Below are 22,387 nucleotides of genomic sequence, written 5' to 3'. Positions count from 1 at the left end.
ACAAGTGGTATGAAGAATAACCTGAGCAGCTGTTTTTTTGCTCAGGTTATTTAATTATGGCTTTAGCCAGTTGAGTGCGTGAAACGCGCGAAACAAAAAACCACCCGCTATGCGGGTGGAGGGATCGAGGGTTTGACCAATAAGACCATCCCGATAGAATTGAGATGTTCAGGCTCAATTGAAAGGAATGGTCTTAGATGGCAAACAAGAGCTATAGTCTAGCTCACACGAAGTGGATGTGCAAATACCACATTGTGTTCACCCCGAAGTATAGACGGAAAGAGATCTATAATCAAGTGAGGAAAGACTTAATCGAAATTTTCAAACGTTTATGTAAGTATAAGGGAGTGGACATCCTGGAAGGTCATATGATGCCAGATCATGTACACATGCTGGTAGCGATCCCCCCAAAGATAGCCGTGTCCACATTCATGGGATATCTGAAGGGGAAAAGTTCGCTAATGATCTTTGAAAAGCACGCGCAACTAAAGTATAAATATGGGAATCGAAAATTTTGGGCAGAAGGCTATTATGTAAGTACAGTGGGCCTAAATGAAGCAACCGTAGCAAAATACATTCGTGAACAAGAAGCACATGACCAAGCAATAGATAAGTTGAGTGTAAAAGAGTACGAAGATCCGTTTAGCAGTAACAGGAGCAAAAAGAAATAAACCAGTTTAACTGGTTAGTGAAAGTGACAAATTACACTGAGCCTGAACAGATTTGTGGTCAGGCTAGCGTCTTTAGGCGCAGTTTGGCAACAGGGGGTTATACCCCAAGTGCAAACCACCCGTTGGACGGGTGGTCATGATTTATAGGGCTAAAGGTCGATATAATGAGTAGGGCCCAATCGCTTCATAATCTTACAACATGTCTAGGGGGAAAAATCTTGTTGAACAAATTGCAGAACAAACTCATTCTCATCTTTGCGGCATTACTCATAATTATTATGGTTGTCTCGCAATTCGTAACAGGGAATCAGATGTCCAAAAACTTTAAAGCAGATTTGGACATCGAAGGAGCCGAGCAGGCGGAAACGTTAATGAAAATGACGGATTTACGTATTACCAATTATGCGAAGGATATTTTAGTTTTCAGTGAGGATCCTCGTCTTAAAGCGATCATCCAAGCGGATCAAGAGGATTTAACGCCAGAAATGCGCAATGAAATGATTAATTACATAAAGGTAAAGCCAGAGGTTTCGTATATTTATATGGCAAGTTCGTCCAAGCATATGTATGATCCTGATACATCCAATACCTATGATGCTAATTATGATCCAACCACAAGACCTTGGTTTCAAGTAGCGAGTAAAAATCCGGAAGAAGTCCAATACACGAATCCTTATCTGGATAGCGCCAAGCAAATGAAAATAGCCATCGCCAAGGCCATTGTAGATCATGACCAAGTGATCGGCGTCGTCGCTTTGGATCTACCATTGAGTACAGTGACGGAGCAAGTCAATGAAATAAATGTGGGCTATGGTGGCTATGGTTTCATTCTAGATGCCGAAGGCAATGCGATTGCCCATCCGGATAAGGCAGGCGAGAACATAAAAGAAAATCCGCATATGGCCCCATTATATGATCAGGATTCAGGCAAATTTGAATACACCGATGAAGATCATATTAAGAAAATTGTCTATTACAACACGTTGGAAGGTACGAATTGGAAAATAGGGATCGTTTATAAAGAAAAGGAACTATTAAGGCTTGTAAACCAAGTACAACGAACGAATATGGTGATCTCCCTGATTGCGATGGTAGTCGCGAGCTTTATTATTTACTTCATCGCCCGTTATTTTACCAAACCGATCATTCAGTTAACGAAGCAAGTACAACTCATGGCTAAAGGGGATTTGACGGTTCAAGGGGAGAGTAAATCGAAGGATGAAATCGGCCAACTAACCCGTCATTTCAATGAAATGGTGCAGAGGGTACGTGAGGTACTGTCACAGGTTATCGTCTCCTCCGAGAATGTATCGGAATCGGCAGTGAGTCTTAGCGCCGTGTCTGAAGAGACGAAGGCGACGAGCGAGGAGATCGCTCACGCCATGTCAGATGTGGCCAAGGGCTCGGTAGAAAGTGCGACTAATCTGGATAATATGCAGCGTGTAACAGGTGAACTGGCTTCCCAATTTACGTTAATCGAAGAAACTGTGGATGATATGCAGACTAAATCGAATGAGACACAGCGGGCGAGTGTCGATGGCCGGGAGAAGCTGGTAGTCCTTCAGACCCGTTCAGATGAATCTTATCGTGAAATTCAATCGATCGGAAATGTGTTAGGTATACTTGTAGAGAAAATTAATGATATTCAGGATGTTGTGGCCTTGATGAATGCGATCTCCGGTCAGACCAATCTGCTGGCACTCAATGCATCGATTGAAGCGGCGAGAGCCGGGGAGGCGGGTAAAGGCTTCTCTGTAGTCGCTACGGAAATCCGCAAGCTTGCCGAGAAGTCAGCCGAGCATACCGAGGAAATTCGTGATACCATTCTAGGTATTATTGAAGAGGCGGAGCGTGCGACTAAGGCGATGAGCCGGACGAAGGAAATTACGATAGAACAGAATGGTGCTGTGCGAGATACGGAGACGGCATTTACGATGATTCAGGAATTGATGGAGCAGGTTATTCAATCGATTAACCAGGTGACAGGCGAGGTACAGAAGATGTCTACCTTAAAGGATGATGTTGTACAGTCGATTGAGAGTCTGTCTGCTATTTCCGAAGAATCCGCGGCTGCAGCCGAAGAGGTAAGTGCTTCTACACAAGACCAATTGCAGGCGATCGATACGGTCTCGCAATCGGCGGAGGAATTAAGTCAATCCAGTAATGAACTGGAGCAGCTAGTTAAGAGATTCAAAATCTAGCACTTTAGCTTGAAGCGATTGTAGCGGCAGTCTTTCGGATCTGAGTGATCCAGGGCTGTCGCTGCAGCTATTTTTATAGGAATAATTAACCAATTCGTCACAATTCAAGCCGTTAAATAATACTTTCGCTGACTTGGTATAAATCAAATTTGATATAATTAAATTTGCAAACGTTTTATTTGGCGTAGAAATCGATGGTGAATCACTTAGGAGGGGTTGAATTGAAGGCGCTTGTCTACAAAGGCTCTAAGGAAGTTGAACTGACCACATTGGAAAAACCGGTATTGTTAGACGATACGGATGCGATCATCCGGATCGTGCTGACCACGATTTGCGGCAGTGATGTTCATCTGGTGCACGGACATATCCCGACAACACCAGGCTATGCGCTCGGCCACGAGTACGTAGGGATTGTGGAAGAGGTCGGGAGCAAGGTCAAGCAATTCAAAGCGGGTGATCGGGTCGTCGGCCCAGCGGCAGCTTATTGCGGAGGATGCGAGCGCTGCCAAAAGGGCGACATTATGCATTGTATGAATGGCGGCGTGCATGGCAGCGGCCAGGAGTTCGGCGGTCTATCCGGATCACAGAGTGAATATATGCGGATTCCTTATGCTGACGTCAATCTGGTTCATGTTCCTGAGGACTTAGCGGATGAGCAGGTGTTGTTCGTCGGCGATATTCTGTCTACTGGATATTTTGCAGCGGAGAAGGCAGCGATTGAGCATGGGGATAGTGTAGTTGTCTTTGGTGCCGGGCCTGTGGGACTATGTGCGGTTCAAGCAGCTCGGCTATTCCTGCCTAGCCAGATCATTCTGGTCGATATTGATCCATATCGGCTGGAGGTCGGTGCCCGTATGGGAGCCACGCACACGATCAATGCCAAGGAGCAGGACCCGCTGGCTGTTATCGCCGAATTAACGAAGGGTAAGGGGGCAGATGCAGCGATCGAAGCGGCAGGTGCGGAGATTACGCTCCAGCAAGCTTTGAAATGTGTTGGGCTCTGTGGCCGCGTCTCTCTCGTCGGCATCTTCGGGCAGCCCGTATCCATTCCGCTTCAAGAAGCCTTTATGAAGAATGTACGGATCGAGATGGGATTATCTTATCTCGGGAACATTAGGAAATTGATTAAGCTGATTCAAATGGGCAAGATCGATTTGACTCCAATGATTACACATCGAATTACGCTCGACGAAATTGAGAAAGGCTTCAAAATGTTCGAGCAGCGCACAGATCAAGTGATCAAAGTGGTTGTTCGTCCATAGGCAAAAGGCTGATGGCATAGCCAAACGTATAGTTAAACCCGCAGTTGGAGCTATTCAATCCAAGCTGCGGGTTTTCTGTCTTTATAGCGGGCTCCATTGATACAGCAGCTCGATGAAGCGGGTGCTCGTAGCGTACATATAACGGTCTGGATTAGTGATCGCATATACCTGACGTTCTGCAGGAAGTCCGGGAATGGACCACATCCGCAGCAGGCCGCGATCGACTTCGGATTGCACCGCCATCCGTGAGATGAAGGTGATATGCTCGCCGAGCATGACGGCCTGTTTAATCGCCTCCAGCGAGTCGAGCTCCAACCTGGAGAAGGGATGGATCCTATGTTGCTCCAGCCATTGCTCCGTCATGCGTCGCGTACTCGAGGCCGGGCCATGCAGTACGAAGGAGGAGGCCGCTATCCGCTCAGGCGTCCACTCTGCTGCATCGGCGAACGGGTGGGAGGGCGAGCAGGCCAGAATAAGCTCGTCCATGCATAGGGCCTGGGCCTTCAGCGGAGCGGCATGAAATGCGCCGGTTGAAATGATGCCGATATCGATCTGATGGGAATGCAGCATTTGGGTGATCGCCGGGGCGGTTTTCACAGATAACGAAATATGAATGCCAGGATAGGATTTGCTATAGGAGTCCAACAGCGCAGGTAAAATATACGTGGCAGGCACATAGCTGGCGCCGATTGATAATGTTCCTTGCCGGAGCGTGTCGAAATCCTTCACGATCCGCTGAGCTTCCGCGGCGAGCGCATTGATCTTGGTGGCGTAATGAAGCAGGGCATGTCCAGCGTCGGTCAATATGATCCTGCCCATGCGAGCGTCGAATAGTTTAACGCCGAAGTCCCGCTCCAGATTTTTCATATGAAAGGTAACAGTCGGCTGCTTGAGCCCGAGCAGATCGGCGACGGTAGTAATTTTGTGGTGCTGCTCCAGCAATTCGACAATCTGAAGCTTCAATAGGTTAAGATTCATCATTTTCCACTCTCCTCTCTATAGATTTAATCTATGAATATCAACGCAGTTCATTGAAATAATTAATTTTCAATTTACATAACGGTAATACTGCCCTTCATTCCGACAGGTAGACTTGATGGTGAAGGAAGGTTAGAGCCTCTAAGAGCTACCAAATGTTATAGCAAAGAAGGGAATCAGCAGATGGATTTGAACATACGCGGTCTGGGTAAGAGCTTTGGTGGGAATATCGCGCTACACCCTACCGATCTCAGAATCCGCCAGGGGAAATTCACTACACTGCTCGGGCCATCGGGCTGCGGAAAGACGACCTTGCTGCGCTTGATCGCTGGTCTGGAGCGGCCGGACACAGGGAGCATCAGCTTCGGGGAGGAGATCCTGTATAACAGCGCGAGGGAGGTGCCTCCGCATCGGCGTGGCTTCGGGATGGTGTTCCAGGATTTTGCACTCTGGCCCCATATGACGGTCTTCGAGAATGTGGCCTTTGGCCTGCGGGCAACCGGGCGTAAGAACGGGATTCAGGGCAGAGTTATGGAGGCCTTGGACAAGGTGAAGCTGTCGGGGATGGAGGGGCGGTATCCGCATCAGCTATCGGGGGGACAGCAGCAGCGAGTAGCCTTCGCAAGAGCGGTGGCCACGCAGCCGAAGCTGGTTCTGTTCGATGAGCCGCTCAGTGCGCTCGATGCCGTGCTGCGGGACGAGCTGCGCCTTGAGATGATGTACCTGGTGCGGGAAATGGGATTAACGGCTCTGTATGTGACGCATGATCAGATCGAAGCAATGTCGATGTCGGATGAGGTCATTGTCATGCAGAGCGGACAAGTGCTGCAAAAGGGCGCTCCAGAACAGATCTACAATTTGCCGGAGCACCCGTTCGTCGCGCGCTTCATCGGAAAGTCCAATTGGCTGGCGGATGGACGCTCGATGTTCAGGCCGGAGCATATCCGCTTCGAACCGGATGGACAGGAGGCCATGTCCTATGCGGCCATAGTCAGGCAGGTCAGCTATGTGGGCGACCGCTATGAGATCAGGCTGCAGACCGATGAAGTTGATGAGCTGTGGCTGGCTTATTATCCGGAGCGGTTGAGTGAGGGGACTGAAGTGACGCTGTATGTACCATGGCAGTGTATTCACCGCATTAGACACATTAGCGAGGCTTAGGATTAGCGGGGGTTGGAAGCTGACTCATGAGAAAATCAATCAAAGGGGAAATGATGAATGATGTGGAACTGGACATGTAATGCAAGGAAGAAGGGAAGCGGCCTGGTGCTGACTTTAGCCCTGGGTGTTGCCTTGGCTGGCTGTGGAAGCGGTAGTGGAAGCGGAGAGGCGGCTCAAAACACAGCGACTCCGGCCAGCGCAGAGAACAAGCCCACGCAAGCTGCAGCAGACAAGACGCTCACGGTATATACAGCAGGACCTGAAGGCCTGGCAAACAAGCTTATTGAGGATTTTCAATCCCAGTCCGGCATTAAGGTAGAGATGTTCCAAGGTACTACAGGCAAAATTCTGGCCCGTCTTGAAGCAGAGAAGTCCAATCCGGTGGCCGATGTGGTGATTCTAGCCTCGCTGCCATCCGCGCAGGGACTTAAGAATGAAGGGTTGACGCTACCTTATCCAGAAGCGCAAAATGCGGACAAGCTGAACAAGGACTGGTCCGATCCGGAGGGCAATTACTTCAGCACCAGCGCCTCGGCGCTCGGCATTGCTTATAATACGAAGCTGGTTACGACGCCCCCGACATCCTGGAGCGATCTGACCAAGCCCGAATATAAGGATCAGATCAATATCCCTGACCCATCGTTATCAGGCTCCGCGCTCGACTTCATCACGGGTTATCTTAGCGATCAGGGCGATGGCGGCTGGTCCCTGTTCGAGCAGTATAAAGCGAACGGTGTAGCGCTGGCCGGGGCTACCAGGAGGCACTTGATCCGGTCATCACCGGGGCGAAGAGCATGGTAGCTGGAGCAGTCGACTATATGACTTACAAGGCAAAAGCCAAGGGAGAACCGATCGACATCGTCTATCCGCAGGAAGGTACAGTGGTCAGCCCCCGTCCAGCTGCCATTTTGAAATCTACTAAGCATGAAGCGAATGCCAAGGCATTCATCGATTATCTGCTCTCCGATTCCGCACAGAAGCTGGTCTCCGACGCCGCATTACTGCCGGGCCGCACGGATATCAAGGCTGAGAACCGCGCCAATCTGGAAGAGATTCCGCTGCTGAAGACGGATTGGGCATGGATGGGCGAGCATGGCGCGGAAGTAACAGATAAGTTCACCAAGCTGTTGAAATAACATGAATAGTATCTTATTACAACGTTTATTCAAGAGATGGTCGCTGGTATTGGCGTTACTCGTCCTGACTCTACTTATCGTCTTGCCGTTGACCGAAATTTTTATTCAAAGTGTATACCGGGATGGTCAGCTGCAGTGGTCAGCCCCATTCCGCACCTTGGCAAACTCCGAGATGATGGCTGTGCTCTTATCCTCCATTTGGTTGGGCGTATGTGTCATTTTCGGGACGACCGTGCTTGCGCTACCGCTGGCCTGGGTCATGGTGACTACTAGATTGGCTCGCTGGCGCTGGTTGGAGATCCTGTTCCTGATCCCCTTCATGACACCGCCATATATCGGCTCGATGGGCTGGATTCTGTTCATGCAAAAGAACGGTTATCTGGAGCAGCTTGCTCCGGGTCTTGCCGATCTGGGAGAGGGCTTTTTCTCCTTCTGGGGCATGGTGGTGATTATGAGCCTGCATCTGTATCCTTTCCTGTATTTGCTGCTGCGCGGAGCAATGGAGCTTATCGGCGGAAATATGGAGGAGGCGGCAGCGGTCACGGGGGCTACTTTCTTGTATCGTTTCCGTCGTGTGGTAGCTCCGCTGCTTCTATCGGCCTTCGGGATGGGAGCGATGCTCGTCTTCGTCAAGACGATCGCCGAATTCGGAACGCCGGTGACGTTCGGCAAACGTATCGGCTACGAGGTGATGACTTCGGAAATTCACAAATATATTTCCAGTTGGCCGATCGATTTCGGCAAGGCTACCTCGCTGTCCTCTGTGCTGCTGACCACCTGCCTGCTTGTATGGTATGCCCAGTCGCTACTTAACCGTAAATATACCTATGGCTTGGTCGGCGGAAAAGGCGTGCGCCGCTCCGCGATCCATAGCCACGGCTGGCTGAATTGGGCGGGAGGCATTTATGCCATCTTGCTGCTGCTCGTATCGATTGGTATTCCTTACTTCTCTATCATTGCGGCTTCTACGATGAAGCTGCGGGGCGTGGGATTAGCGTGGGACAATTTTACATTTGATTTCTATAAAGAGCTACTGAGCTGGAACTCACCCAGTATGAAGGCACTGGTGAACAGCCTGTGTCTGTCCTTGGTTGCTTCCACCGTCGCTGTGTTACTCGGCACCTGGCTTGCGATCGTAATCGGGCGCTCGAAATCCCGACTGCAGCAGACCGTCGATCTGTTCAGCCTGTTGCCGAATACAGTACCGGGGATCGTGCTTGTCGTCGGGCTGATCCTGCTCTGGAATGCGCCGTGGATGCCGATTCCGCTATATAACACCTACGGTATGGTCATCCTCACCTATGTCGTATTATTCGTCCCTTATACGGTGCAGTACGTGAAGAGTGCATTCACTCAAATCGATGCTGGGCTGTATCAAGCGGGACAGGTGTTCGGCGGCAGACCAGGATATGTATTCCGCAGAGTGCTGCTGCCACTCATCCTTCCGGGAATGCTGGCCGGCTGGATGATGACTTTTACGATCGCTTCGCGTGAACTGGTCGGCTCTTTGCTGATCTTGCCACCGTCTATACAGACCTCGGCAACATATATCTACGCACAGTTCGAGCAGGGGCAGGTATCGCTTGGCATGGCGATGGCTGTCATTTCGGTCGGACTGACAACGCTGATGCTCATCCTGCTGGAAGTCCTCGGCTCGCGGATAAAGTGGAACACGACAGCATGAAGCTGAAGATTTGGGGCGGAGCTGGCGAGCATGGCCGTTCTTGTTATGTGCTAACAGGAGAACAGCATCGGATTATGCTCGATTGCGGTGTCAAGAAGGAGGGGGCGGGGCAATATCCCCTGCTTGATGCCGAAGTGATACCCCGATTGACGGCAGTATTCCTGTCGCATGCCCATGAGGATCATTCTATGGCTCTGCCGCTGCTCTATAAGTATGGTTACCAAGGGGAAATCTGGACGACGAAGCCGACCTTATCGCAGCTTGAACTGTACTTCGCCAATTGGCGCAAATATGTGTTGAGCCGGGGTGGGGAGCTTCCCTATGAGCCTGCTCATATTGCGGCCATGAAATTCCGCATTCTGGAGGAAGAGGCGGAGGCAGGGCAGTGGGTTCAACTGGATGAAGGGTTGGAAATACAGTGGGGGCGGAGCGGTCATATGCTCGGCTCGGTCTGGTTCCGGATACAAATGGAGGAACAGAGCTTGTTCTTCTCCGGCGATTTCAGCCGGGAATCCGCTCTGCTGGCCTCCGATCCACCAGGGGCTTTCCTTTCAGACGGCTCAACTGGGTTACATTCATTTGGGTTACATCCGTCTAGGCTAAAGACGGCTCTAGCGATTATGGATAATGCTTATGGAATGGATGAAGAATCCCAGGAGCAGAAGCTGAAGGCTCTCCGCCAGTTTATGGCGAAAGTGCTGGGGCGGGGCGGGCATGTGCTGCTTCCGGTTCCTGCCTTCGGCCGGAGCCAGGAGGTGCTAGTGTGGGCGCTCGGTGTATTTCCAGACCAGCCGATTTTGCTGGAACGAGCGATCCTTGAAGGTCTGCGCCAGATGCAAGAATGGAAGGGGTGGCTGCAACCGGGGAGCCTTCCGTTGATTGAAGCAGCGATCGATTCTTCGACTGTCCATGTTCCAAGTAGTCAGGAGGAACGGCTGCACCTGCTGCAAGGGACAGTGCCGCTCATTATTTTGACTACCGATGGCATGATGGAATCGCCGCGGGCGCGCTGGTATGCCGACCAGCTCGCGCTATCCGCCGATTCTGCGATTATCATTACCGGCCACGCGAGTGAAGGCACCTTCGCCCGGCGTTTGCTGAAGAAGGAAACCGAGGAGCCATCCTACGAGGTATTGCAGTTGGGCTATAAAATTCACCAAGGCTTGGATGATGTTCGCCATATGCTGCAGGAGGTTCCCAGCACGCATACCATACTGGTTCATGCCCCCAAGCCAGAGACAGACCGGGTAGTTGCCCGACTTAGCAAAGAGGGACATATCGGGCTGCTCTCTCTTTGGCCGGGAGCTGAGTTCGATTTGTGATCTATTTATTGTGATGACTCCGTCAACCTTATTGTTGGCGGAGTTTTTTTGATTTATAGCTGGGTTCGTCCTGCATAACTGCATAAGGTACAGCTAAAATCTTACAAATTGGCTCTAGCTTCACTTTAATTGCAAAAGGTACACTTAAAACAGCGCCTTTCCTTGATTTGTGGGAACAGTGGATTTTTAAATGTACAAAATACAACTGAAAGCGCCTCTCCCCCAGCTATCCTTAAAATAAGTGTAGAAGTACACTTATTTCCGGGAGGGACCGCATGAAACCGGGGGATAACTGCGAATATACAACTATTCCCTCACCTTAGCCCCGATCGAAGGGAAATACATGTGAATAGGTGTATAACTGCATTTATATCGACTGTTTCGGGCATAAAGGGGAGATTTAGTTGTAAATAAGCACTTATCCTGTACCGCCTATTTTCAGGCCGATGATTGTCAACCTATAATTAATATTTATGGTTTACAATCGAAAAAGATCAGTCTATAATCACTTTTAGTGCGCATGGAGTGAAATATAGATTGATCCTGATCGGAGGTAGTGGAATGAGAACGAAAGAAATGGTATTCGCCGCTTTATTCGCCGCATTTATTGGAGCATTAGCCTTGGTTCCCCCGATCCCGTTGGGGTTCATCCCGGTTCCTGTTACCGCTCAGACGCTTGGCGTTATGCTGGCCGGATGCTTTTTGGGGCGGAAAATAGCAGGAATCAGCTTGATTCTGTTTATCGTATTGGTTGCTCTGGGTCTGCCTATGTTGTCGGGAGGACGCGGAGGACTCACTTACTTAATCGGGCCGTCGGCTGGATATATCTTTAGTTGGCCTATAGCGGCGTTCTGTATCGGTTGGGCGACGGAGAAAGTATGGGGTAAGCTGAAAATATGGAAAGTATTCATCATTAACTTTGTCTTCGGTGCTGTTCTCGTATCGTTGATCGGTGCTCCGGTCATGGCGATGATCACCCATATCCCGGTCTGGACCGCCCTTGTCGGGGCTGTCGGTTTCTTGCCTGGGGATTGTATTAAAGCGATTATCGCCGCCGTGGTCGCGGTGCAATTGAAGACGATCAGTCCGATAGAAGAAAAGGTCAATTCTCTCTAATGAAACGGAGTAACGATACCCGCGCTTAAAGGGCTGTCGCGAATTTAACGGAACGGTAACGCTACTTGCGCTCAAAAGGGCAGTCGTAAATTTGACGAAACGGGTGACGCTACTCGTGCTCAAAGAGTTGTCGCAAATTTTAACGAAACTGGGTATCGCCATTAGAGCAAATTAAGGGGCTACAAGGCTAGTTTTCACGCAAATAACAATAGGGTGTTTCGTTAGACTGTACATAACGCTGTTTCTGAGGAATAGCGATCTGTAGTTTCGTTTAGAGATTGAATTGGAAGTGGGAGTGATGGTTATGAATCTGGTAGAGCCGCTGCTGCGCCATGCCATCGATCATGCAGATAGACTGGCTTTGTCTGATGATCGGACGGGTATGACGTATGCCGCTTTGGTAGAGAGAATGAAGAGGATCGCCTGCGGATTAAGGCAGGAGGGACTTAAAAATGATAAAGTCGCGATTATATCAGCGAATCGCTGTGAATTCGTAGAGATCTTCCTGGGAGCGGTATATGCAGGATGTGTGCCCGTTCCGATCGATCCCAAGTGGAGCGAGACGGAGATGAACGAGATTCTCCAGTTAACCCAGCCAGGCATGATTTTCATAGAAGCGGGACAGACCCCCAAATTGCAGGTGCCAGAGGGGGAGCGACGGATTCTGATCTTCTCCAGTGAAGAGGAGATTGGCTCCTACGAAGCCTGGCTCGCGCCGTTAGAAGCGGAGGCCGATCTGGACGACAGCAATGAATTGTTATTCATCGGCTTCACATCAGGGACGACCGGGAAGCCGAAGGGGTATATACGAACGCATTCATCGTGGATTACTAGCTTTGCAGCGACGAATGAAGCTTTTCAATTGAATCGGCTGGAGCATATCTCCGCCCCGGGGCCGTTCGTTCATTCCTTGTCTTTATTCGCCCTGATGCAGAGTCTGCATAGTGGGGCTACTTTTCATATTATCGAGCATTTCGATGCTGAAGCGGTACTGCAGCTATGCCGTCGGATTCCTGATATGATCCTGTTCGTCGTGCCTACGATGATTGAAGCGTTACTGCAGCAAGCGAAGCCTGGGCAGACATCGATTCAGGCGTTGATCAGCTCCGGTGGTCAATGGTTGGAGGCTTCGAGAAAGAGGTGTATGGATGTGTTTCCCGAGGCCAGGCTGTACGAATATTATGGCTCCTCGGAGGCCAGTTACATCAGCTATATGGATGTTAGGATGGAGCATAAGCCGCAGTCGGTAGGTCGTCCCTTCCGGGGAGTAGAGATCTCCATCCGCGATGAGGAGTTCCGTGAGGTTCCAGCCGGAACGGTCGGACAGCTCTATATCCGCAGCGGCATGATGTTCTCGGGGTATTATCAAATGCCCGCCGAGACGGCCGCCGTGTTCCGGGAAGGCTGGCTCCAGCTGGGAGACTATGCATCCGTGGATACGGACGGGTACTTGTATATGGCTGGTCGCGTTAGGAACAGGATGATCTCCGGGGGGCTGAATGTGTTTCCCGAGGAAGTGGAGGCCGTGCTGCGGCAAATTCCGGCGATTCAGGAGATCATGGTGATGGGGCTGCCTGACGCTTATTGGGGAGAGCGGATCACAGCCATCGTGCAATGGAGCGGGGAAGCACGCTTGAGCCTAGAGGAAATCAAGGATTATTGCCGTCTCCATCTGGCGAGCTATAAAGCGCCGAAGCAGCTTGTCGCGGTGGAGCGGTTCATTTATACGAGTAGCGGGAAAATTTCTCGCCATGCTATGAAAGAATATATGAAAAGAGGAGCGCTATGCTAGAGCCTGTCATCGTGATGGCCAAGCGTACGCCGATCGGGCGGATGGGCGGCCAGCTCAGTCAGCTGGAGCCGGAGGAATTGTTGGCGCCGCTGATCCGGCAGATCGTCTCAGAGACGAGTCTGCCTGCAGACTCCATTGACGATTGTATCATCGGCAATGTCGTGGGCCCGGGCGGCAATATCGCCCGGGTCGCCGCACTGGAAGCCGGACTGCCCGTAACTGTACCGGGCGTGACGGTGGATCGACAGTGCGGTTCGGGTCTTGAAGCGATACATATCGCGGCCAGGCTTATTCAGAGCGGAGCCGGGGACGTGTATCTGGCTGGCGGCGTCGAGAGCACGAGCCGGGCGCCGTGGAGAATGGCCAAGCCGCGGACGTTAGCGGAAGCTCCCCGGCTGTATACGCGAGCGAAGTTCACACCGGCTGCCTATGGCGACCCGGACATGGGCATAGCCGCGGAGAATGTGGCGCAGAAATTCGCCATCTCCAGGGCGGAGCAGGATCGCTACGCCTTAAGAAGCCATGAGAAGGCGGTTCGCTCGCAGCAGACGGGAAGATTCGAGCAGGAAATCTTGCCGCTGCAGGTCGGAGGGGCGCGGGTCACCGCAGACGAATGCCCCAGAGCCGATACGAGTCTGGACAAGCTGCAGAAGCTGCCGCCGGTATTCCTGCCAGAAGGAACGGTTACCGCAGGCAATGCATGTCCGCTCAATGATGGGGCGGCTCTGGTCCTGATGATGTCGAGCCGGAAATGCGCCGAGCTTAAGCTGCGGCCCATCCTGCGGATCGTCGACACCCAGGTGGTTGGCGTAGACCCGCAGTATCTGGGCATCGGCCCTGTCCCGGCCGTGCGCAAGCTGCTGGAGCGGCAGCGGCTACGCATTGACGATCTGGATATCGTCGAGTTCAACGAGGCCTTCGCCGCGCAAGTGCTGGCCTCCCTGAAGGAGCTACATATCCCGGAGGAGAAGGTCAATCCGGGAGGGGGCGCACTCGCGCTCGGCCATCCGTATGGTGCCTCAGGGGCAATCCTGGTCACCCGGCTATGTGCCGAGATGCTGCATAAGCCTTATACGCACGGGATAGCTACACTGGGCATTGGCGGTGGTCTTGGGATGGCCGTACTAGTCGAGGCGCCCCTATGAACAGGCTGCATCGCAGACTTCATATCAGCGCCGAGTCGATCGCTGAGTATGCCAGCAGCATTGAGGCTCCATTGCAGAGAATCAATGGCTTACTCATCGCACCGGCGGGGATGCCCATCATTTTCTGGAAAGCCGCTGAAATTCCTTGGCTTCCCGCAGACTGCATATTGATTCATGGCTCCCAACAATTCTGGTATGAAGCGCCAATCACTGCGGGAATGACTCTTGATTGTGAGTTATCACTAAGCAAAATGGAACATAAGATGGGCCGGCAGAGCCGATTGACCTTGTATACGCATAAGCTGATCTGCAAATGTGACGGCAGCCTTATCGTTACAGCTGAAACGGTGCTTATTGGGGTAGGTGATGAAGCATGAGGAAATGGATTACAGCAGCGGCGATCCGCCAATATGCGGAGGCTTCCGGGGATATGGCGGCGATCCATCTCGATCATGCAGCGGCTGCGGAAGCGGGATACGAGCGGCCTATTGCGCACGGAATGTATGTAATGGGGCTTGCGCAGTCTCTATACTTGGCGAATCTGGATTTGGCGAGTCTGGCAGAGCATCAGTTGCCCTGGATTTCAGCCAGCAGTATGAGATTCCAAAGGCCGCTTCTACAGGATACCATCGCGAATTTCGAGTTTGTAGAATGTGGAGAACAAGTCGATGTTAAGGTTACTTCAGAACATGGCGAGGTGATCGCGACTGGAAGCTTTGCTGTGAAATCGGTGAAAGGGGGATTCTGATGACCAGGACGGCTATAATTACGGGCGCTACCCGCGGCATTGGCCGCTGTATCGCGCTGCAATTGGGGCAAGAGGGCTACCGAGTAATCGTAAACGGCACGAAGCAAAGGCTCATCGATGAAGTGGTGCGGGAGATCCATGAATCCGGAGGTGAGGCGATGGGCTATTGCGCCGATATTGCAGATGCCTCTGCGGTAACGGCGATGGTGGACGCAGTCACTGCCAAATTCGAGTTCATTGACGTTTTGATCCACAATGCCGGGATCGTACGGGATCGCAGATGTCTTGAGATGACGGATGAAGAGTGGCAAGCGGTACTGAATGTGCATTTGAACGCTGCATTTTACTGTATCCAGCGGGTACTCCCTCATTTTGATGAGCGTGGAGGAGATATTCTACTAATGACTTCGACAGCCGGCTGCCAGGGCTCTGTGGGCCAAGTGAACTACAGCGCGGCCAAAGCGGGGATGCTAGGCATCGTATGGACGCTGGCAGCTGAGCTGCGACGGCAGAAGATACGAGTGAACGCGATTTCGCCGGCTGCCTTAACGGATATGACAAGACCGGTGATCGAGCGGATCAGGGAGAAATACGCCATGCGCCAAGAGCCGTTTCCGGTATTTTGGGAGGTAGGCGAAGCCGAGGATGTGGCCCGATTTGCAGCTGCGCTGCTTGTCCAGCCGGATCAGGAGCTGACCGGGGAAATATTCGGGGTGAACGGTTCGAGGATCTGTCGCTGGGAAAAACCGAGGATCGACTTTTCCACGGAAGGCCCGGAATCGTTCTTCACAGCTTGGCGGCAGGGGTTAAAGGAGAGAGAGGAAGAGGATGCTCAGATTTGATCAGGTGTTTTTTTATTATCAGAAACGCCAGCCTGTTATAGATCATATAAGCTTCTCGATTGAAGAAGGCGAATTCGTCGCCATCGTCGGTGCTAATGGCTGCGGGAAATCGACCCTCGCCCAATTGATGGATGGGCTGCTGCTTCCGAGGGGAGGGCGTGTGACTTACCGGGGGCTGGACACTGCCAATCCGGCGGAGCTGGCCATGATCCGGGAGCAAATCGGCTTCGTATTCCAGAATCCGGAGAATCAATTCATTACAGCTTCCGTCCTAGATGAAATCATATTCGGCTTGGAGAATATCCGTGTGCCGAGGGAAGAGATGCGCGCTCGGGCGGATCAAGCTCTGCGAGCCGTGCGAATGGAAGGCTATGAGGACGCGGCACCGCATCAGCTATCCGGGGGTCAGAAGCAGAAGGTGGCCATCGCTGCTGTACTGGCGATGCGTCCTCGTATTATCATTTTTGATGAAGCCACCTCGATGCTTGACCCGCAGGGAAGGAAGGAAATGCTGTCCATTATGCATGAGCTGCACCGCCAGGGGATGACGATCATTCATATCACTCATCATATGGAGGAAGCTCTCTCTGCCTTGCGCTTATTGTTGATTCATCAAGGGCGGCTGGAGTATGACGGCGATCCGGCGGCCTTTTTTGACACGATGGCCGTTGCCGATTATGAATTGGAGCTGCCCTTTGCCGTTCGGCTCCATCGAACGCTGGCGCCCCAAGCGCAGCTGTCTGCAGATTGGAAGGAGATGCTTCGTTCCCAATGGTCTATGAACTAAGACAGGTAAATGTGAATTACTCCGGGCGCAGCGCTCTGAGCAATATCGATTGCAGGATAGAGGAAGGACGCTGGATTTCTATTATCGGTCATACCGGCGCCGGGAAGTCTACATTCGTCAAAACCTTGAAGGGGCTGATACCCGACTTCCAAGGAGATTATCTGATCGATGGACAGCCTGTTCCCAGAGATACCAAGGGACAGGTCAAGGTGATTCCTGATATTGGCTTCGTGTTCCAATATCCCGAGCATCAGCTGTTCGAGACGACGGTCTATAAAGAGCTGGCCTTCGCCCCGAAGATGCTTGGGTATTCGAGCGGGCAGATCAAGCAGGCGATTGAGCAGATTCTGCCGCAGATGGGGCTACAAAGGGAGATTCTTCCCCTCTCTCCCTTGCAGTTAAGCGGGGGGCAGAAGCGGCTCGTCGCCATTGCGTCGGTGCTGCTGATGAATCCGGGACTGCTGATCGTCGATGAACCGACGGCCGGACTTGACCCGGTGAACCGGGCGGCCATGCTGCGCATGCTGAAAGCGTGGCAGCAGCAAGACAACCGCACGCTACTCTGCATCTCCCATCAGATGGAGGATGTGGCCGAGTATTCGGATGAAGTGATGGTATTTCATGAAGGACGTTTACGAGGACATGAATCAGCTCGTATTTTATTCTTCGAGAAGCCAGAGCTGCTGGAGAGGGCCGGACTACCCTTGCCAGAGCCAGTGCAACTCCTTAGGCTGACGGAGGAATTATGCGGACAGAGGATTGAAGTAGCCAGCTGCCGGGAGGGCGATATTATTCAAGCGCTAGCGCCGATTTGGCAGAGGAGAGGTGTGCTTGCATGACGAATAATATCCTGTTAGGACAGTATGTGGAGATGGATTCCATCTGGCATCGTCTCGATCCGAGGGTCAAGCTTCTGTCGATGATGCTTATTATGCTGAGCTTCATGCTGCTCCACAGCTTGACCGGATACATGCTCGCAGTGCTCTTTGTACTGGCGGTGCTGGTCTCGACCAGAATCCCGCTGCGCATGTACTGGGGAGGGCTGCGGCCGATCTCGTTGATTCTGGCCTTTACTTTTCTATATCATGCCTTCACTACTGACGGAACCATCATCTGGTCCTGGTCCTTCATTCATGTGACTGTCGGAGGTCTACAGAACGGAGCGTGGTTCGTGCTCCGGATCATTCTACTCATTCAACTCGCCTCAGTGCTGACCCTGACGACCAAGCCGCTATCTCTGGCACAGGGGCTGGACAGGCTGCTGTCGCCGCTCTCCCGCTTCCATCTGCCGGTGGAGCAATTCTCCCTGATGATCGCGATTGCTATCCGCTTCATTCCGACGATCCGACAGGAGCTGGAGCGGATCATTCAGGCGCAGCAGGCCAGAGGCTATGATATCCATGCGGTGAAGCCGCCGAGACGCTTCTTCGCTTACATTCCGATTCTTGTTCCTCTGATCTTCGCGACGGTACAGCGGGCCGAACAGCTGACGCTGGCGATCGATGCGCGGGCTTATGGCAAGGGCAAGGGTAGAACCGCCTATCGGCAGTTAAGGCTGACACGCCTCGATTATTGCGCGGGTGGACTAGCGATTGCATTTGCGATTATGCTGATGTTATTATAGTGAGCTACCTATGCTAGGATAAAGGAGGGGATGAGGATGAAATGGGGCACAAGTATAACGGAGCTACTACATATTAAATATCCGATAATCCAAGGGGGGCTCGCTTACTTGGCCTACTCAGATCTGGCTGCGGCAGTCTCGAATGCGGGAGGCTTGGGCCAGATTACCGCGATGAGCCTTCCTGATGCCGCGGCCCTGCGCCGGGAAATCCAGCGGGCACGCATGCTTACCGATCGGCCGTTTGGGGTTAATTTTGCCATCGGGATGCATGATGCCGCTTATGAAGATCACTTGGCGGTGGCGATGGAGGAGAAAGTGTCTGTAGTAAGCATAACCGGGGGCAATCCTTCCGGGATTCTGAACAAATTACAATCGGCGAAGATTAAAACGATGGTACTCGTCTCTTCGCGTAGACAGGCGCAAAAGGCCGAGCAACTCGGTGCCTCCGCAGTCATCGTCGTCGGGCAGGAAGGAGGAGGGCATCTGGGACGTGACGATGTCGGGACAATGGTGCTGGTGCCTCAGGTCGTCGATGCTGTTCGCATCCCTGTTATTGCCTCAGGTGGAATCGGGGACGGCCGCGGCTGGATGGCAGCTCATGCGCTGGGAGCACAGGGGATCGAGATGGGGACGCGCTTCATCGCTACTATGGAATGTGTGAATGCATCCGCATCCTATAAAAAAGCGCTGCTTGAGAGCTCGGAGACGGATACGGTCATCATTAAACGTTCGATCGGTTATCCGGCCAGAGTATTGCGTAACGACTATATCGACCGAGTCCTGGAGATTGAACGCGTAACGCCTACATATGAAGCGCTCAAAGACTATATCGGTGGTGAGGCCAACCGCCGCTGGATTTATGACGGCGTCAAGGAGGAAGGCTTCGGCTGGGCAGGACAGGTGACAGGCATGATTCACGATATTCCGACAGTATCGCAGCTGATCGAGCGAATGGTGAGAGAGGCCGAGAGCATCCGCGCGGCATGGGGTAACTAGATTGAACTTGGATTGCTGCCAGACTATAAAATGCGTGTTCAAATAGTCGGTTTTCAGTACCGGGATGAACACAGAGAGAGAGGAAACCGATGCCCACTATACTGGTTGCCGATGACGATACGAACATTCGTGAGCTTGCATAAAATGGTTATCTTCTTTTATCGCCTATTCATTAATAGCAGGTAGTCTGTTCATCTTGGTCGCCTCCATCTTCCTGGTAAGACTGATCAAGAAGATGACAAAAGCGACTAAACAGATAGCAGCCGGAGATTTCAATGTTGAATTGAATATTAAGCAAAAAGGTGAACTGGGCACATTGGCTCGCCGCTTACCTCCATATCCGGTTATGCGAAAGCGCTCAAGCATGTAGCTATCCCGGACCATGAACGAAGCCGTTATCTTGATATTATCATCGCTGAAGCGGAGCGAATGTCCAAGTTGAGTGATAGCCTGCTGAAGCTAAGCTTGCTTGAATCGTAGTCACAGCAGCTGAGGCTGACTAGATTTAGTCTTGATGAACAAATAAGGCGGGTTATCGTGGCGATTCAGCCGCAATGGGCGGCACGCCGCATTCATTTTGAGCTAAACTTAAGCGCAGTTCATATCAACGCTGACCATGACCAGTTAAATCAGGTATGGACCAATATACTCAGCAATAGCATCAAATTTTCCCCGGAGGACGGTGTGATTCAAGTCAGCCTCGAACAAGATACAAGGAACGTGATTGTCCGAATAAGTGATAAAGGCATCGGCATTTCCGCAGAGGATCAGAAGCGTATATTTGAGCGGTTCTTCAAGGCAGATCGTTCTCACAGTCCTAGTTTTCTTGAAAAATCAGTTCTAGCCAGATTGCTAATCAAATTAAGTGGAGACCCCTATGAGGGACTACCATTCGATGACGAAACGAAAAAACAAATGAGAATGATTATGTTCAAAAATTTATATAATTCCAGCATGATGAATGAAATGGAGCATATCTATACAAATTTTAAAGCGGCTGAGCCTTTGAAATTCCCTAAGGAGCTTCCGCTTATCCTCTTCGTACAAGCAGAGAATGCTGACGTGAAAGGATGGATTCCTTTGCATGAAGAGCAAGCCACGGATTCTGTTCATGGTGCAGTCATAAAACTGGATGGAGGACATTATTTGCACCATACTCATTCAAAAGAAATCGTCGAAGGTTTCCGAAAATATATGAAGGATTTCGAGCTGGTCTCATAAAACCGCATCCTGATTTACTGCTCGCATTGATCATATTTTTGTTGGCGGGATCTATATATAATATCAAATCGATCATTGCGAGCTCTAAGGAGCGGATCACAAATAAAGGTTGTGAAGCTTCTTGAAATTAATACCGATGGATGTATGGCATATCTCGTATATTGATTTGACGCTGCGCTTTTTCGTTGCCGCCGTCTTAGGCGGGCTGATTGGATTCGAACGAGAGTGGAGGAATCATCCGGCAGGGCTCAGAACGCATATCCTGGTATGTGTCGGGTCTACGGCGATTATGCTCCTATCTATTTACGGGTTCTCGGAGTTTGTGGATGAAGTGAATGTTCGTGTGGACCCAGCGCGTCTGGCTGCACAGGTGATCAGTGGAATCGGCTTCTTGGGTGCGGGAGCGATTATGCGCTCAGGGCTTACTGTATCCGGTCTGACGACGGCTGCCTCGATTTGGGTGGTAGCAGCTATCGGCCTGTGTGTGGGAGCAGGCTATTACTATGTGGCAGTGATGGCCACGATTGCTGTATTGATCAGTCTGGTTGTTCTTCATAAATGGGAAAATTATTTGATGCGCCATCGCCGCCGTCATGAAATATCGATGCGGATTATAGATGAGCCTGGCAATCTGGCGCAAATTACAGCTGTATTCGCCGAGCAAGGTGTGCAAATTCAGAATTTGCGAATGCATACGGTAGATGATAAGGAAATGGACGAAGTTTCGATTATGGAGCTGCATTGCACATTAAAAGCAGTGATTCCAGAGGGGCTGCGACACTCGATTGGCATTATTTCATCGATGAAGGGCGTCCTCTCTCTTGAGACCGATCTTCTTGATCAATACACCAAGAATGTGAAGGATTCAAGCAATCACTTGTCCCTTTAGGTGATACGCTGATCCCCGCTCGAAGATTAGAGCGGGGATCAGCGTCCTATCCGTTTTGAGGCGTGTTCTTCGCGTGACTGCGGTGCTTGCGTCTGACACTAAAGAACCGCATGCCTGCAGGAATCCCTTGGATCTCGAGTATTCCGCTATATATCAGTTCCCTCAGCCGATATTCAAAATAAGAATCCCCGATATATTGATCGCAATAGCCGATGACCTCTCCGATCAGACGGGCCGACTTAAGGAACTCGGCATTGCCAGCGGACGCAGGCGGCCTTAGTCTGTCCAAGGTATCCAGCAGGTATTGATCATAATAATTCGCTGGTACCTCTACTATGGAATTATCCTGCCAAATCCGCAGTGTTCCGATCTGCGCCGACTCTGATTCCGGTTCTGGCTTCGGCTTCGGCTCGGTAAGGCTCTGCCATTCTTGCTGTAACCGTTGGATATCGTCCGTGGAGAGCTGTGCTTTTTCCTCTGGATGGATGATGAGCTCGCGAAGCTTCTCCGTGGGGATCTCTCCGGAATGTCTATAGTGCATGAAGTGATCAGGGCGATGGAATATTCTATCGGCAGCAGCACAAGCATCATATACTGTAATCGAATTCGCTCTCCAGTTTCGTTAGAGCTCCAGTGTAAGGTTTGGTTCAACAGTAACATGATTTTGCAAGGTTCGCAAAAGGGGGAATGAGTGTCGCTGATGGCTCGCTGATGGCTGAGTCGCTCTGTTCGCAAAAACGTGTTCTAACTGCCCATACAGCAACAAAGCCTGCAAATATGCAGGAATTTATGCGATCCCCTACCCGTGTACA

At 51.4% G+C, this 22,387-nt stretch carries 19 protein-coding genes and 2 pseudogenes; 19 read left to right on the top strand and 2 right to left on the bottom strand.

Features of this window, described 5'->3' with window-relative positions:
- Window positions 1-197 precede the first annotated feature (197 nt).
- The 3 genes from tnpA (at window position 198) to BFJ94_RS06935 (ending at window position 4,134) form a co-directional block, all read left to right on the top strand.
- Entirely contained in the window at window positions 198-671 is a 474-nt protein-coding gene (gene tnpA / locus BFJ94_RS06945; RefSeq protein WP_120460925.1) for an IS200/IS605 family transposase, read from the top strand.
- 218 nt (window positions 672-889) lie between these two features.
- Window positions 890-2,872: a methyl-accepting chemotaxis protein gene (locus tag BFJ94_RS06940; protein ID WP_162944213.1), complete on the top strand. Its 1,983-nt coding sequence runs from the start codon at window positions 890-892 to the stop codon at window positions 2,870-2,872.
- 221 nt (window positions 2,873-3,093) lie between these two features.
- Window positions 3,094-4,134, top strand: coding sequence for a zinc-binding dehydrogenase (locus tag BFJ94_RS06935; protein WP_162944212.1), 1,041 nt, complete (start codon window positions 3,094-3,096; stop codon window positions 4,132-4,134).
- A gap of 81 nt (window positions 4,135-4,215) precedes the next feature.
- Here BFJ94_RS06935 and BFJ94_RS06930 read toward each other — a convergent pair whose 3' ends face one another.
- Window positions 4,216-5,112: a LysR family transcriptional regulator gene (locus BFJ94_RS06930; protein ID WP_120465127.1), complete on the bottom strand. Its 897-nt coding sequence runs from the start codon at window positions 5,110-5,112 to the stop codon at window positions 4,216-4,218.
- 183 nt (window positions 5,113-5,295) lie between these two features.
- On the opposite strand from BFJ94_RS06930, the gene BFJ94_RS06925 reads away from it, so the two are divergent.
- The 16 genes and pseudogenes from BFJ94_RS06925 to BFJ94_RS06850 all read left to right on the top strand — a co-directional run bounded on the left by BFJ94_RS06925 (window position 5,296) and on the right by BFJ94_RS06850 (window position 21,575).
- A complete protein-coding gene (locus tag BFJ94_RS06925; RefSeq protein WP_120462000.1) occupies window positions 5,296-6,273 on the top strand; it encodes an ABC transporter ATP-binding protein in 978 nt (325 codons plus the stop codon).
- Window positions 6,274-6,333: 60 nt separating this feature from the next.
- A pseudogene (locus tag BFJ94_RS06920) lies at window positions 6,334-7,409 on the top strand (ABC transporter substrate-binding protein).
- 1 nt (window position 7,410) lies between these two features.
- Window positions 7,411-9,093 carry an ABC transporter permease gene (locus BFJ94_RS06915; RefSeq protein WP_120461999.1) on the top strand — a complete coding sequence of 561 codons (1,683 nt, stop codon included), beginning with the start codon at window positions 7,411-7,413 and terminating at the stop codon, window positions 9,091-9,093.
- Window positions 9,090-10,415 carry an MBL fold metallo-hydrolase gene (locus tag BFJ94_RS06910; RefSeq protein ID WP_120461998.1) on the top strand — a complete coding sequence of 442 codons (1,326 nt, stop codon included), beginning with the start codon at window positions 9,090-9,092 and terminating at the stop codon, window positions 10,413-10,415. The genes BFJ94_RS06915 and BFJ94_RS06910 overlap by 4 nt, the downstream gene beginning before the upstream one ends.
- A gap of 561 nt (window positions 10,416-10,976) precedes the next feature.
- Window positions 10,977-11,531 carry a biotin transporter BioY gene (locus BFJ94_RS06905; protein WP_120461997.1) on the top strand — a complete coding sequence of 185 codons (555 nt, stop codon included), beginning with the start codon at window positions 10,977-10,979 and terminating at the stop codon, window positions 11,529-11,531.
- 304 nt (window positions 11,532-11,835) lie between these two features.
- Window positions 11,836-13,323 carry a class I adenylate-forming enzyme family protein gene (locus BFJ94_RS06900; RefSeq protein ID WP_120465126.1) on the top strand — a complete coding sequence of 496 codons (1,488 nt, stop codon included), beginning with the start codon at window positions 11,836-11,838 and terminating at the stop codon, window positions 13,321-13,323.
- Window positions 13,317-14,468, top strand: a complete 1,152-nt coding sequence (locus tag BFJ94_RS06895) for a thiolase family protein (RefSeq protein ID WP_120461996.1) — start codon at window positions 13,317-13,319, stop codon at window positions 14,466-14,468. Before BFJ94_RS06900 ends, BFJ94_RS06895 begins: the two co-directional genes overlap by 7 nt.
- Window positions 14,465-14,845 (top strand): FAS1-like dehydratase domain-containing protein, encoded by a 381-nt coding sequence (locus BFJ94_RS06890; protein ID WP_120461995.1) that lies wholly within the window; start codon window positions 14,465-14,467, stop codon window positions 14,843-14,845. Before BFJ94_RS06895 ends, BFJ94_RS06890 begins: the two co-directional genes overlap by 4 nt.
- On the top strand, window positions 14,842-15,216 hold the full coding sequence (locus BFJ94_RS06885) for a MaoC family dehydratase (RefSeq protein WP_120461994.1): 375 nt from the start codon (window positions 14,842-14,844) through the stop codon (window positions 15,214-15,216). The genes BFJ94_RS06890 and BFJ94_RS06885 overlap by 4 nt, the downstream gene beginning before the upstream one ends.
- Complete coding sequence (locus tag BFJ94_RS06880; protein WP_120461993.1) at window positions 15,216-16,058, top strand: SDR family NAD(P)-dependent oxidoreductase; 843 nt, start codon at window positions 15,216-15,218, stop codon at window positions 16,056-16,058. Before BFJ94_RS06885 ends, BFJ94_RS06880 begins: the two co-directional genes overlap by 1 nt.
- Complete coding sequence (locus tag BFJ94_RS06875; RefSeq protein ID WP_120461992.1) at window positions 16,045-16,845, top strand: energy-coupling factor transporter ATPase; 801 nt, start codon at window positions 16,045-16,047, stop codon at window positions 16,843-16,845. Before BFJ94_RS06880 ends, BFJ94_RS06875 begins: the two co-directional genes overlap by 14 nt.
- The gene (locus tag BFJ94_RS06870) at window positions 16,830-17,684 is read left to right on the top strand and encodes an ATP-binding cassette domain-containing protein (RefSeq protein ID WP_120461991.1); all 855 of its coding nucleotides are present in this window, start codon (window positions 16,830-16,832) and stop codon (window positions 17,682-17,684) included. Before BFJ94_RS06875 ends, BFJ94_RS06870 begins: the two co-directional genes overlap by 16 nt.
- Window positions 17,681-18,469, top strand: a complete 789-nt coding sequence (locus tag BFJ94_RS06865) for an energy-coupling factor transporter transmembrane component T family protein (RefSeq protein WP_120461990.1) — start codon at window positions 17,681-17,683, stop codon at window positions 18,467-18,469. Before BFJ94_RS06870 ends, BFJ94_RS06865 begins: the two co-directional genes overlap by 4 nt.
- Window positions 18,470-18,505: 36 nt before the next feature.
- Window positions 18,506-19,465 (top strand): NAD(P)H-dependent flavin oxidoreductase, encoded by a 960-nt coding sequence (locus tag BFJ94_RS06860; protein ID WP_120461989.1) that lies wholly within the window; start codon window positions 18,506-18,508, stop codon window positions 19,463-19,465.
- Between the two features lie 142 nt (window positions 19,466-19,607).
- Window positions 19,608-20,290 (top strand): annotated as a pseudogene (locus tag BFJ94_RS06855) (HAMP domain-containing sensor histidine kinase); the annotation flags it as partial.
- 517 nt (window positions 20,291-20,807) lie between these two features.
- Window positions 20,808-21,575 (top strand): MgtC/SapB family protein, encoded by a 768-nt coding sequence (locus BFJ94_RS06850; RefSeq protein WP_439116392.1) that lies wholly within the window; start codon window positions 20,808-20,810, stop codon window positions 21,573-21,575.
- A gap of 46 nt (window positions 21,576-21,621) precedes the next feature.
- Here the strand turns inward: BFJ94_RS06850 and BFJ94_RS06845 are convergent, their stop codons facing one another.
- Window positions 21,622-22,116, bottom strand: a complete 495-nt coding sequence (locus tag BFJ94_RS06845) for a DUF3658 domain-containing protein (RefSeq protein WP_120461988.1) — start codon at window positions 22,114-22,116, stop codon at window positions 21,622-21,624.
- Between the last annotated feature and the right edge of the window lie 271 nt (window positions 22,117-22,387).

It is taken from the genome of Paenibacillus aceti (assembly GCF_003614185.1).
Taxonomy (GTDB): Bacteria; Bacillota; Bacilli; order Paenibacillales; family Paenibacillaceae; genus Fontibacillus; species Fontibacillus aceti.
This window is presented reverse-complemented; position numbering and strand designations above follow the sequence as displayed.